13 protein-coding genes are annotated in these 12,598 nt (G+C 67.7%); 1 reads left to right on the forward strand and 12 read right to left on the reverse strand.

Annotation, left to right across the window (positions count from 1 at the left end; all coding sequences use genetic code 11):
- Genes tsaE through glmS form a run of 4 tightly spaced genes read right to left on the reverse strand, consistent with a single transcriptional unit; the run spans position 1 to position 4,692 of the window.
- Entirely contained in the window at positions 1-585 is a 585-nt protein-coding gene (gene tsaE / locus ITJ61_RS07740; RefSeq protein ID WP_194685910.1) for a tRNA (adenosine(37)-N6)-threonylcarbamoyltransferase complex ATPase subunit type 1 TsaE, read from the reverse strand.
- Positions 569-2,464 carry an alanine racemase gene (locus ITJ61_RS20255; RefSeq protein WP_194685911.1) on the reverse strand — a complete coding sequence of 632 codons (1,896 nt, stop codon included), beginning with the start codon at positions 2,462-2,464 and terminating at the stop codon, positions 569-571. The genes tsaE and ITJ61_RS20255 overlap by 17 nt, the downstream gene beginning before the upstream one ends.
- Positions 2,461-2,835 carry a holo-ACP synthase gene (locus tag ITJ61_RS07750; RefSeq protein WP_104242624.1) on the reverse strand — a complete coding sequence of 125 codons (375 nt, stop codon included), beginning with the start codon at positions 2,833-2,835 and terminating at the stop codon, positions 2,461-2,463. Before ITJ61_RS07750 ends, ITJ61_RS20255 begins: the two co-directional genes overlap by 4 nt.
- A gap of 6 nt (positions 2,836-2,841) precedes the next feature.
- Positions 2,842-4,692, reverse strand: a complete 1,851-nt coding sequence (gene glmS, locus ITJ61_RS07755; protein ID WP_104242626.1) for a glutamine--fructose-6-phosphate transaminase (isomerizing) — start codon at positions 4,690-4,692, stop codon at positions 2,842-2,844.
- A 60-nt stretch (positions 4,693-4,752) separates the two neighbouring features.
- Here glmS and coaA point away from each other — a divergent pair, with 60 nt between their 5' ends.
- Positions 4,753-5,703: a type I pantothenate kinase gene (coaA, locus tag ITJ61_RS07760; protein ID WP_104242628.1), complete on the forward strand. Its 951-nt coding sequence runs from the start codon at positions 4,753-4,755 to the stop codon at positions 5,701-5,703.
- 159 nt (positions 5,704-5,862) lie between these two features.
- Here the strand turns inward: coaA and ITJ61_RS07765 are convergent, their stop codons facing one another.
- From ITJ61_RS07765 to ITJ61_RS07800, 8 genes are all read right to left on the reverse strand, one after another.
- Positions 5,863-7,002: a mannitol-1-phosphate 5-dehydrogenase gene (locus ITJ61_RS07765; protein WP_194685912.1), complete on the reverse strand. Its 1,140-nt coding sequence runs from the start codon at positions 7,000-7,002 to the stop codon at positions 5,863-5,865.
- The gene (locus ITJ61_RS07770) at positions 6,999-7,436 is read right to left on the reverse strand and encodes a PTS sugar transporter subunit IIA (RefSeq protein ID WP_181059421.1); all 438 of its coding nucleotides are present in this window, start codon (positions 7,434-7,436) and stop codon (positions 6,999-7,001) included. The genes ITJ61_RS07765 and ITJ61_RS07770 overlap by 4 nt, the downstream gene beginning before the upstream one ends.
- 75 nt (positions 7,437-7,511) lie before the next feature.
- Positions 7,512-9,059 (reverse strand): PTS mannitol transporter subunit IICB, encoded by a 1,548-nt coding sequence (locus ITJ61_RS07775; protein ID WP_181062982.1) that lies wholly within the window; start codon positions 9,057-9,059, stop codon positions 7,512-7,514.
- A gap of 106 nt (positions 9,060-9,165) precedes the next feature.
- On the reverse strand, positions 9,166-9,423 hold the full coding sequence (locus ITJ61_RS07780; RefSeq protein WP_104242633.1) for an HPr family phosphocarrier protein: 258 nt from the start codon (positions 9,421-9,423) through the stop codon (positions 9,166-9,168).
- Positions 9,424-9,716: 293 nt separating this feature from the next.
- Positions 9,717-11,081 (reverse strand): phosphoglucosamine mutase, encoded by a 1,365-nt coding sequence (gene glmM, locus ITJ61_RS07785; RefSeq protein ID WP_104242635.1) that lies wholly within the window; start codon positions 11,079-11,081, stop codon positions 9,717-9,719.
- A gap of 15 nt (positions 11,082-11,096) precedes the next feature.
- Positions 11,097-11,582, reverse strand: a complete 486-nt coding sequence (rpsI, locus tag ITJ61_RS07790; RefSeq protein WP_104242637.1) for a 30S ribosomal protein S9 — start codon at positions 11,580-11,582, stop codon at positions 11,097-11,099.
- 26 nt (positions 11,583-11,608) lie between these two features.
- Entirely contained in the window at positions 11,609-12,052 is a 444-nt protein-coding gene (gene rplM / locus ITJ61_RS07795; RefSeq protein ID WP_104242639.1) for a 50S ribosomal protein L13, read from the reverse strand.
- A gap of 193 nt (positions 12,053-12,245) precedes the next feature.
- The gene (locus ITJ61_RS07800) at positions 12,246-12,575 is read right to left on the reverse strand and encodes a hypothetical protein (RefSeq protein ID WP_104242641.1); all 330 of its coding nucleotides are present in this window, start codon (positions 12,573-12,575) and stop codon (positions 12,246-12,248) included.
- Positions 12,576-12,598: the final 23 nt, after the last annotated feature.

Below are 12,598 nucleotides of genomic sequence, written 5' to 3' on the forward strand. Positions count from 1 at the left end.
CTACGCGGGGGCTGCGCCGAACTCGGTCCGCAGCGCGTCCACGAGAGCGGCGGCTCTCGGACGATCCCACGTGCCCGCGACCGTGAGCGTGACGCGGCGCGGGTCCAACGGCTCGTCGTCGCTCCAGTCGACACCACCGGGCCCATCGACGGCCTCTGGCTCGAGCGGCGGGGATGCCGCGGAACGGTCGATCGTGATCTCCAGCCAGCGGTCGGTGATCAGCGGAACCGCTTCGCGCCCCCACTCGACGACGGTGACGCTGGCTGCCAGATCGAGGCCGAGATCATCGAGCTCGGCCGGATCGCCGAGACGGTACGCATCCACGTGGATGAGCTCGGGCCCCGCTCCGAGGGAAGGATGCGTGCGCGCCAGCACGAACGTCGGACTCGTGACCGGGCCCCGCACGTCGAGCGCGCTCCCGAGACCCCGCGCGAACGTCGTCTTGCCCGCACCCAACGGCCCCGTCAGCACGAGCACATCGCCAGCGAGCAGGAGCCCGCCGATGAGTTCTCCCGCGCGGACCATGTCCTCCGCGGTCGCGAGCTCCACCGTGATGCTCGGAGTCAGGTCAGTGCCCACACCCATCCGCCCCTCCTTGATCGTGTCGTTCCCGCCGCACGACCCGCGGCCCGAGCGCAGCAACGAACGCCTGCGGTGACACTGCTGACCAGGATGCCCACTCTCGCAGGTGGATATCGCCGGGTTCGGGCCCGAACACCGAGACCGGCATGCCGATCCACGCCTCCTGGTCCTGCAGGTCGATGACCACCTGATCCATGGCGACCCGGCCGACGATCGGCCGACGCTGGCCGCCGACGACAACCTCACCGTGCCCCGCGACCCTGCGCGGGATGGCGTCGGCGTAGCCGAGGGGCACGAGCCCGAGCGTCGTGGATTCCTCGGCCACCCAGTCGTAGCCGTAGGAGACGCCGTGGCCGGCCGTCACCCGTTTCACGTGCACGAGCTCCGTCGTGAGCGCGACGGGAAGCGGCGCGCTCGGCTCGTCGAAGCCGTAGATTCCGCGGCTGCCGGGATCCCTGGTCCGCTCGTGGTCGACGAGCGTGCTCGACCGTGCCGCCTGCCCGACGTGCGCGAGGTCCGCGTTCGCCGCGACGAGCGGCAGCAAGCCGTGCTCGAGTGCCAGACCGGCCACGAGAGCCCCACCGAGTCCGTACGCGTCGACGGAGACGTCGACGCTGAAGAGCCTGGCCGCGTGCCGCGCACCCATGCCGTTCCCCAGCGCCGCCGCGAGGTCGCGTGCCCGTTCGCCCATGCGGGCCTGCAGCAGGTCCACGTCGACCCAGAGCTCGCGGCGGGGCGCGAGCGCGAGCGCCGCCGACTCGTCCGGGGCGACCGCAGCCACCCGGTGAGGCTCGACGGGAGAGCTCACGCCCGAGGCGCGGCGCGGGATGCGGGAGCTCAACCGAGTGACGACCTCGTAGTTGATGGTCCCGGCGGCCGAGGCCCAGGCGTCCGCACTCGCCGAGCGTGCGGCGTCGATGACCAGCAGCCGAGGCGGCTCGTCGTTGCGGTCCAGGCGTGCGGACGCCGACACGGTTCCCTCGAGCGGTTCGACTCGCAGCTCGAGGGTGTCGAGGGCGACGACATTCCAGCGAGCACCGGTGTCGTCCGCGAGCTCCAGCGAGCCAGGCTCGATCGGCGGCAGACCCGCAGCGTGCCCGAGGTCGACCCTGAAGCCGCGCTGATCCTCGAAGATCGGGGCGCTCAGCGACAGGGCGGGCCTCAACTCGACCGGGCAATCCGTGTCGGCGGAGAACGGCGAGAGGCCGTACAGGGAGACTCCGAGGCGCACGAGATCGAAGCGCGCCTCCGGCAGCGACATCGAACCGGCCGTCGCGGCGAGGTGACGCACCGACGGGGTCAGTCCACGCCGAGCCGCGAGCTCGAGCGCACGCTCGAACGAAGCCAGCTGCGCACGATCGGCGTCAGGACCCGCACCAGCCAGATGGCTGAACAATCCCTCGAGGCGGATGAGCCCACGCCCCTCGAGCTCCGCCGCCTTCGTGAACGCCGACTCCCACTCCGCCGGGCTGATCCCATTGCGCCCGAGGCCCGTGTCGAGCTTGAGGTGCAGGACCACGCAGCGCTCGGAGTGCTCGAGACGACCCAGTCCGATATCGACGAGCTCGAGCTGCGCGAGCGAGGAGATGCCGAGCTCGATCTCCGCATCCAGCGCGGCGAGCCAGTCGGTGCGAGCCCCGTGCATCCACGCGAGGATCGGCGCGGTGATGCCCGCCTCCCGGAGCGCGAGGGCCTCCCGGAGGTCGACGACGCCGAGGCGCACGGCACCTCCCTCGAGCGCGGCACGAGCCACCTCGGGCGCCCCGTGTCCGTACGCATTCGCCTTCACGACCGCGAGGAGCGGCGTGCGCGTGAGATCCGCGATCGCCCGGACGTTGGCCCGGACCGCGTCGAGATCGACATCGACGCGAGCGCCGCTCACGAGCCTGCCCCAGCCGTTGCCGCACGCTCGGCGATCACAAACGCCGTCGCGGTCGTGCGCTCGTGTGTCAGCGAGAGGTGCAGGTGATCGACCCCCACCAGCTCGAGGTGCGCCCGCAGCGCGGGCGTCACGGCGAACTCCGGACGCCCAGCTGGCCCGCTCTCGACCTCGAAGTCGAGGAAGCTGAGCGAGCCGATGCCGCCGAGCGCCTTCACCGCGGCCTCCCGAGCGGCGAACCGAGCGCCGAGCGACGCCAGCGACCTGTCGCGCTCCGCCGGCGCGAAGAGACGCTCGCGGAGGCGCGGGGCACGCTGCAGAGCCCGCGCGAACCGCGCGAGCTCCACCGTGTCGACACCGATACCGACGATCACGCTCAGCTACTCGACGGTGACGGACTTCGCCAGGTTGCGAGGCTGATCCACGTCGAGCCCCTTCGCCGTGGCGAGCTCGATCGCGAAGATCTGGAGCGGCACGACCGCGAGCAGCGGCTCGAAGAAGGGCTCCGTCGGCGGAACCGCGATGACCTCGTCCGCGTACGGCAGCACGGCCGCGTCGCCGACCTCGCAGATCGCGAGCACACGGGCGCCGCGCGCACGGATCTCCTGGATGTTCGACACGATCTTCGGGTGCAGCGTGTCGTCGTGGCGAGGGCTCGGCACGATCACGAACACCGGCTGGCCGGGCTCGATGAGCGCGATCGGGCCGTGCTTGAGCTCGCCGGCGGCGAAGCCCTCCGCATGGATGTACGCGATCTCCTTGAGCTTGAGCGCACCCTCGAGCGCGATCGGGTAGCCCACGTTGCGACCCAGGTACAGCACAGAGCGGGTGTCCGCCATCCAGTTCGCGAGCTCGTGGATGCGCTCCCGAACGCCGAGGACCGTGCGGACCTTCTCCGGGATCGTCTGGAACTCGGTCAGGAGCTCCTCGCGCCGCTCAGCCGCCATGGTGCCGCGCATCGTCGCCGTGTAGATGCCGAGCAGGTAGAGGGCCGTGATCTGGGCGAGGAACGCCTTCGTCGACGCGACAGCGACCTCCGGCCCGGCGTGCGTGTAGACGACCGCATCGGACTCGCGCGGGATGGTCGCTCCCTGCGTGTTGCAGATGGAGAGGGTCTTCGCGCCGCGAGACATCGCGTAGCGGACCGCCATGAGCGTGTCCATCGTCTCGCCGGACTGGCTCATCGACACGATCAGCGTGCGGGAGTCGAGCACCGGGTCGCGGTAGCGGAACTCGTGCGCGAGCTCGACCTGGACGGGCACGCGTGCCCACTTCTCCATGGCGTACGCACCGACCTGGGCCGAGTAGGCGGCAGTGCCGCACGCGACGATGATGATGCGGTGGATGTCGTTGAAGAAGTCCTCCCCGAGCGCGTCGAGGTCGGGAAGGTGCACGCGACCCTCGACGATCCGGCCGCGAAGCGTGTTCGCCACGGCCTCGGGATCCTCGTCGATCTCCTTGGCCATGAAGCTCGGCCAGCCGCCCTTCTCGGCAGCTGACGCGTCCCACGAGACCTCGAAGGCCTCTGCGGTAGCGGGCTCTCCGTCGAACGTCGTGATGGTCACGGAGTCAGGGCGCACGAGCACGATCTGCTCCTGGCCGACGGCCAGCGCGCGGGGCGTGTACTCGACGAACGCGGCCACGTCCGAGCCGAGGAAGTTCTCTCCGTCGCCGAGACCGATGACAAGCGGCGAGTTCAGACGCGCACCGACGATCAGGCCCGGTTCATCGGCGTGCACTGCGAGGAGCGTGAAGGCTCCATCGAGACGGCGGACCACTGCGCGGAACGCCTGCTCGAGGCTCCCCACCTCGCGGTAGACGTGGCCGATCATGACGGCCGCGACCTCGGTGTCGGTCTCCGACTCGAAGGTGTAGCCGAGCTCCACGAGCTCGGTCTTCAGCTCAGCGAAGTTCTCGATGATGCCGTTGTGGATGACGGCGAGCTTGCCGTCATCTGCGAGGTGCGGATGCGCATTCGCGTCCGTCGGACCGCCATGCGTCGCCCACCTGGTGTGGCCGATGCCCGTGTGACCGTCCGGCAGCGCGTTGCGCTCCAGGTCTTCGCGCAGCACCTTCAGCTTGCCCGCACGCTTGCGGGTCTCGATCCGTCCCTCGTCGTCGATGACCGCGACACCTGCGGAGTCGTACCCCCGGTACTCGAGTCTTGCGAGGCCGCCCATCAGGATGTCAAGGCTCTCTCGTGGACCAACGTAACCAACAATTCCGCACATACGGGCCATCTTAGGGGCACCGCTCTTGCGGGGTCGGACACCGCACTAGACTCGCCTTCTATGTCCGCAACTGGTCAGATTCCGCGCAGCGGAGGAGACTCGCCCTTCGTCGAGATCCTCCGCCAGGACTGGGCCGACCTCGCACCGTCGACGCCGATGGCGCTCGACGAATCGGACCTCATCAGGCTGCGCGGCCTCGGCGACCACCTCGACCTCGACGAGGTGCGCGACGTGTACGTGCCGCTCTCCCGCCTCATCAACCTGTACGTCTCGAACGCTCGCTCGCTGCACCGTGCGACGAGCGGCTTCCTCGGCGAGCGCAGCGCCTCCACCCCCTTCGTCATCGGCGTCGCCGGCTCGGTCGCCGTCGGCAAGTCGACCGTGTCGAGGCTGCTTCGCGAGCTCCTCCGACGCTGGGAGGACACACCCCGGGTCGAGCTCGTCACCACGGACGGCTTCCTCTACCCGAACGCCGAGCTCGAGCGACGCGGGCTCATGGAGCGCAAGGGCTTCCCCGAGTCGTACGACCAGCGTGCACTCCTGCGATTCATCACGAAGGTCAAGAGCGGCGCGGCGGAGGCTCGAGCGCCGTTCTACTCGCACCTGAGCTACGACATCGTGCCGGATGCTGAGATCGTCGTCAACCGCCCGGACGTCCTCATCGTCGAGGGCCTCAACGTGCTCCAGCCGCCCCGCGCTCACTCGCTGGCGGTGAGCGACATGTTCGACTTCTCCATCTACGTCGACGCCCGATCAGAGGACATCGCGCGCTGGTACGAGCAGCGCTTCCTTTCGCTGCAGCGAGGGGCGTTCACCAACCCGCGCTCGTACTTCCGTCGCTTCGCCGATCTGAGCACGGACGAGGCCATCGAGCACGCCCGCAGCATCTGGTCGCGCATCAACGGCCCGAACCTGCGCGAGAACGTCATGCCGACTCGGTCACGGGCTCAGCTCGTGCTGCGGAAGTCGAGCGACCACACGGTCCGCAGCGTCCTGCTCCGCAAGGTCTGAGCGGCCGGGGGCCCGTGCACCCCTCCCCCGCCACAGCTGGCGCCGCGCCATGCTCTCAGCTGCCACCCGTCAGTCCCGGCAATGCCGAGAAAACCTGAAGAAGCCTCTCCCGGGTGAACCCGGGAGAGGCTTCGTCACGACAGGCGAGCTGTCAGAGCATCACGCTGCCACGCGTTCGGCCTGCGCCTGCGCGACCTCGGCGACGACCGCCGCGAAGAGCGCGCCGCCCTCGAGGCCGGTGACCTCCCGCGTGAACGTCTCCGCGTCGAGCGTCGAGAGCTTCTGCTGCAGCTCGACGCTCTCCTGATCGGCCGGGAAGTCGAAGCGGAGGGCCGCACCGATCGCTCGCACGAGCGCGTCGTACGGGAGTCCCGCGGCCTCGGCCTCCGAAGCGGGCCGCACGAAGCGCTCCTTCGCGGAGAGCTTGCGCAACGGCTGACGGCCCACGCGCGCGGGCTGGTCCGGCAGGTCGCGGTTGGCGAAGCGCGAGAGCGTCGTGGCGACGTACTCGGCGTGGTCCTCTTCCGAGAACCCGAACTGCGTCACGAGCACGCGACTCGTCTCACCGAGCACGGCCTCGACCTCGGACGCGACCGCCGAGATGGCGAGCGCGTCCTGCATGTTCGTCGCGCCCGCCACGAAGCCGTGGTACGCGATCGTCGCGTGGCCCGTGTTCACCGTGAAGAGCTTGCGCTCGATGAACGGCTTCAGGTCGTCCACGAAGTGGGCATCCGGGATGCTCGGCTCGGCACCGTTGAACGGTGTCCGGTCGATCGTCCACTCGAAGAAGTCCTCGACGGTGACGTCGACGCCCTCGACCGCCTGCTCCGGGACGATACGGTCGACTGCCGTGTTGGCGAAGACCGCGCGGGCGTCGAGCTCCTCGGCACCCTCGAGGACAAGCCCTTTGAGCGTGTCGGAGGCACCGATCGCGTTCTCGCAGGCCATGACAGCCAGCTTCGGCGCGTCAGCTGCGCGGGCCGCGAGGCCCTTGCGGATGACGGGCGCGATGAAGCGGAGCACGTTCGGACCGACAGCGCAGGTGACGACGTCGGCAGTGGCGATCTCCTGCACGACCTCGTCCTCGTGCGTCGCCGAGTTGATCGCCCTGAAGCGATCGACGACGTGGCTCTTGGCTGCCGGCCCGACCTCGTGCACCGTGTAGGTGTCGACGGCCTGGAGCGCGCCGATGAGGTCGGCGTTGACGTCGGCGTAGACGAGGTCGTACCCGGCTTCATGCAGGACGAGCCCGATGAAGCCGCGACCGATGTTGCCCGCGCCGATGTGGACTGCCTTCATTCCTCGTTCACGTCCCCGAGGAGCTGAGCCAGCTCTTCCGGCGTCTCCGCCTTGAGGAGCGCCTCGACGTTGTCCTCGTCGCTGAACACGATGGCGACGCTCGAGAGGATCTCGAGGTGGCCCCCGTCCTTGCCTGCGATGCCGATGACGAAGCGGGTCTCGTTTCCGCCCCAGTCGATGGGCTCGTCGTACCGGACGACGGAGAGCGCGGAGCCGAGGATCGAGTCCTTGGCCTCGTTCGTGCCGTGCGGAATGGCGAGGTAGTTGCCCATGAACGTCGAGACGCTCTGCTCGCGGTCGTGCATCGCCTGGATGTAGTCCTGCGTCACGGCGCCAGCCGCGACGAGCAGCTCGCCCGCTTCCGTGATGGCTTCTTCTCGCGTGCGCGCGGTTCCGCCGAGGCGGATGCTGTCGAGGCTCAGTACTTCTGCCATTTTCTGCGTTCCTTCCGATAGGAGGCCCCGAGCTGGATGGTCCAGCTCGGGGCCTGGGTCAGTCGAAGGTGCGACTCACTGGTTGGAGAGCCGTTCCACGACCTCGTCGTACCTGGGGCTGTTCATGAAGTTTTCCACGGACACGTGGATGGCGTCTGGAGACTTCTGCTTCGCGCGGTCGGTGAGGTCCTGGTGGGTGACGATCAGGTCGGGGGTCGCGTCGAGGTTCGCGATCGAGACGTTCTTCACGTTGACCCCTTCGATTCCCGCCTTCTTGATCTTGTTGCGGAGGACGGACGCTCCCATCGCGCTCGACCCCATACCGGCATCACAGGCGAAGACGACGTTGGTGATGACCCTCGTGTCGACGGAGCTGCCAGCGGCCTGCGAGGAGAGACCCGACAGTGCGTCGGACTTCTTCCCCTTGTTGGCCTCGGTCTTGGCGACGGCATCGGCGAAGCCGTTGCCTCCCGCGGCCTCTGCAGCGAGGTCCTTCTTGCGTGAGCTGAGCAGGATCGCCGCGGCGATCGCGAACGTGACCGCCGCCGAGAACAGGACCGACAGGATGACACCGAGGTGGCTGCCCTGGGCGGTCATGATCATGATCGCGAAGATCGAGCCGGGAGATGCCGGAGCGACGAGGCCCGAGTCGAAGATGACGTTGGTGAGCACACCCGTCGCGCCACCACCGATGACGGCGAGAATCAGAGCGGGCTTGGCGAGCACGTACGGGAAGTAGATCTCGTGGATGCCGCCGAGGAACTGGATGACGACTGCGCCGGGTGCGCTCGCGCGAGCGACGCCGACGCCGAAGAAGCAGAACGCGAGGAGCAGACCGAGGCCGGGGCCCGGGTTCGCCTCGAGGAGGAACAGGATGCTCTTCCCGGCTTCCTCCGACTGCGCGACACCGAGAGGCGTGAGCACTCCCTGGTTGATCGCGTTGTTGAGGAAGAGGATCTTCGCGGGCTCGATGAGGATGCTCGCGAGGGGCAGGAGCCCTGCGTTGACCAGCGCATCGACGCCCTCGCCGAGGCGTTCCGTGAGCCACGTGATGACCGGGGCGATCGCGAAGAACCCGCCGAGAGCGAGCAGCATCGCGAGGATGCCGGCCGAGAAGTTGTTGACGAGCATCTCGAAGCCGGCACGGATCTTGCCGTCCCAGATGCTGTCGACCTTCTTCATGATCCACGCTGCAAGCGGACCCATGATCATGGCGCCGATGAACATCGGGATGCCCGCGCCCACGATGACGCCCATGGTCGCGATGGCACCGACGACGCCACCACGCGTGTCGTAGACCATCTTGCCGCCCTGGTAGGCGATGAGGAGAGGCAGGAGGTACGTGATCATCGGGCTCACGAGCCCCATGAACGGCGTTCCATCCGGGGTCTCGTCGGTGATGGTCGCGGGGTCGATCGCCCAGCCACCGAGGGTGCCCCAGAGCTGGCCGTTGGCGGGGAACAGCTCGTTCAGCCAGCCGGTCTCGATGAAGAGGCTGGTGATGAGGCCCCAGGCGATGAACGCCGGGATATTCGGCATGACCATGCCGGAGAGGAACGCACCGAACTTCTGGACGCCGACGCGGGCACCCTTGCGTTCAGTCGTTGTGGCTTCTGCAGTCATTATTGCTCCAAGCAATCCCCATGCGCGGGGATAGGAGGGGTGGGGTCAGTGCGACCGTTCCCGGATTTCAAGAATTGGCCGAACGGCCATGAGCGCGCGCGGCGGCTCAAGCGTCGTGGTTGGTCTCCAGGAGAGTCACGAGCTGGTCGGCGACAGCTTCGTCGCCGTCGACGGAGAGGGTGATCTCGTCACCCTTGGACACGCCAAGCGAGAGCACGCCGAGGATGCTGGCCGCGTTGACGCTCTTGTCGCCCTTGGCGATCGTCACCGGGACGCCGGCTTCGGTGGCAGCCTGCACGAAGATCGCGGCGGGACGTGCGTGAAGTCCGTGCTCCGAGGCGACGGTGATCTTGCGTTCGATCATGGAGAGCTCCTTAGGTGTGGCGGGATTTCCGCGTGTTGAGCTTATCTACGCGAGAAGCCCCAGATGCGAGATTGTCACCAAAACTTTGCCTCGGCGCTTGTTTCTTTCTCACACTCGGGTGGTAACCCTGACCGAGAGGCTCTCTGAGGTTCGCCGCTTCGAAGCTGGCAGGGCAAGAGGTGTCCCGCAGAACGAGAAAGAGGTCCCGCTCCACCAGATGACGGTGGGGCGGGACCTCGTTCTGAGACTCGGTCCGAGCGGCATGAGATCAGAGACCTCGCGGAGCCCTGACCTTAGAGGGCCAACCGCTCGCGGACGACTGCGGCGAGGGCCTCCGCGTGACGCTGTGCGGTCTCCTGCTCCCCCGCCTCGATCATGACGCGTACGAGCGGCTCCGTTCCGGATGGCCGCAGCAGGACACGTCCGGTCTCACCGAGTTCGAGGGCGACCTGGGCGACTGCAGCCTGCAGCGGCTCGTCGCTCGCGCAATCCTCCTTGCGCACGCCGGGCACATTGATGAGCACCTGCGGGTACACGCGCATGACGGACGCGAGCTCGGCGAGCGTCTTGCCGGTTCGCCGCATCTCGGCCGCGATGTGCAGACCGGTGAGGATGCCATCTCCCGTCGTGGCGTAGTCGGTGAGGATGACGTGTCCGGACTGCTCCCCGCCGAGGGCGAGCCCCCGCTCGTTGAGCTCCTCGAGGACATACCGGTCACCGACCTTGGTCTCGATCATGCGGATGCCGGCTTCGCGCATCGCGATCTTGAGGCCGAGGTTCGACATGACGGTGGCGACGAGGGTGTCCTCGCGCAGCGCGCCGCGCCGACGCATGGAGACGGCCAGGATGGCCATGATCTGATCGCCGTCGACGACCTTGCCGTCGGCGTCGATGGCAAGACACCTGTCTGCGTCTCCGTCGTGGGCGATGCCCAGGTCCGCCCCGAGCTCCGTGACCGTGCGAGCGAGTTCGCCGAGGTGCGTCGATCCGACACCCTCATTGATGTTGAGTCCGTTCGGCGCGTTGCCGATGACCGTGACTTGAGCGCCCGCGTCGGTGAAGACCTCGGGCGAGACGCCGGCAGCAGCACCATGCGCGCAGTCGAGGACCACGTGGAGTCCACGCAGCGGCGAGGTGCCGTCTTCGCGGAGCGGCAGGCTGCGGAGCAGGTGCAGGGCATAGCGGTCTTCGGCATCGGCGAAACGCTCGATGCTTCCGACCCCAGCTCCCGTCGGGGTCAGCTTCTCCCCGCCGAGGAGCGCCTCGATCTGGTTCTCGAGGTCGTCGGCGAGCTTGCGACCGCCGCGAGCGAAGAACTTGATGCCGTTGTCGGGCGCAGGATTGTGGGACGCCGAGATCATGACGCCGAAGTCGGCCCCGATCTCGGCGGTGAGAAACGCCGCGGCCGGCGTCGGGATGACTCCCGCGTCGAGTACGTCGACACCAGAGGAGGCGAGTCCCGCCGCCACGGCAGCAGAGATGAACTCACCTGAAACCCGCGGATCGCGGGCTAAAACAGCACGAGGCCGCCGCCCGTGCTCGCGAGCTGATGTCGCGAGCACGATGGCAGCGGCCTGGGCGAGGCTGAGGGCGAGCTCGACCGTGAGGTGGTCGTTCGCAAGCCCACGAACCCCGTCCGTTCCGAAAAGCCTAGGCATTCGAAATGTCTGGACTTAGCGCTTCGAGTACTGAGGCGCCTTACGGGCCTTCTTGAGTCCAGCCTTCTTGCGCTCCTTGACGCGAGCGTCGCGTGACAGGAAGCCAGCCTTCTTGAGCTCGGGGCGGTTGTTCTCGCGGTCGATCTCGTTGAGAGCGCGTGCGATGCCGAGGCGGAGCGCGCCGGCCTGACCGGAAGGTCCGCCACCCGAGATGCGTGCGATGACGTCGTATGCGCCACCCAGGCTCAGGATCGTGAACGGGTCGTTGATCAGCTGCTGGTGCAGCTTGTTCGGGAAGTAGTCGGCGATGTCACGGTCGTTGACCGTGATGGTGCCGGTTCCCGGGATGAGGCGCACGCGGGCGATTGCCTGCTTGCGACGGCCGACGGCTGCACCGGGAACGGTGAGCGCCGGACGAGGAGCCTGGACGGCCGCCTCTGCCTCGGGGGTTTCGGTCGAGTAGCTCTGCGGCTGCTCGATGGACTCTGCGATGGTTGCCACTGTGTTCTCTTTCCTAGCTCGGGCCGCTACTGGGCAACCTGGTCGAAGACGTACGGCTTCGGCTGCTGGGCTGCGTGCGGGTGCTCTGCACCTGCGTAGACCTTGAGCTTCTTGAGCTGGTTGCGTCCGAGCGTGTTCTTGGGGAGCATGCCGCGGATCGCCTTCTCGACGGCGCGCGTCGGGTGCTTCTCGAGCATCTCCGTGTAGGAGGTCGCCGTCAGTCCACCCGGGTAGCCCGAGTGGCGGTAGGCGAGCTTCTTCTGGAGCTTGGAGCCCGTCAGCGCGACCTTCTCTGCGTTGATGACGACGACGAAGTCGCCCATGTCAACGTGCTGAGCGTAGGTTGCCTTGTGCTTGCCGCGGAGCAGAGCTGCCGCGTGGGTTGCGAGCCGGCCGAGAACGACATCAGTCGCGTCGATGACCACCCAGTCATGGGTGATGTCACCGCCCTTTGGTGTGTACGTGCGCATGGATGTGCACCTTTCGTCGAAATGAGGAGGTCGTGAATCCCACTCGGTCGTGATGGTTGCGGTTGAGCCTCCGGGAAGGGTTCTCCCGGGGAGGCCTCACCACGAACGTCACCGTCGAGGGCTCAACTTCGAAGCCGACACCGGAGTGCAGACAACTTGAGTAGCTTACGTCAGTGGTCGCCTGGGCGCAATCTCAAACCGACGGAGCGGCGAGGCGTCGCGCTCGAACCGTCCTGAACCGGGCGGCCGCACCGAAGACGCCGACCATGAGCATTGTCCCAACTCCCCCAGCGATGAGCGACGCGGAGAAGAAGAAGGAGCCGAGGAAGACGTCGGGGTCGGTTGGGTCCAGTGCCGGCATCAGGATGCTGAGCAGCGCGTACGCCAGAACGAGGACTGCAACCCCGAGAGCCGACCAAGCCGCAGGCACGATGGCTCGGGGCCACAGCCTGCCGACCACGCTCAGCACGGCGAAGACGGCGACAGGCAGGGCCAGCGCCGCGTAGCTGATGAGGTCGACCATGACCCCAGTCTGGACCCTCGGAG

This window comes from Pseudoclavibacter sp. VKM Ac-2888, assembly GCF_015351285.1.
Taxonomy (GTDB): domain Bacteria; phylum Actinomycetota; class Actinomycetes; order Actinomycetales; family Microbacteriaceae; genus Pseudoclavibacter.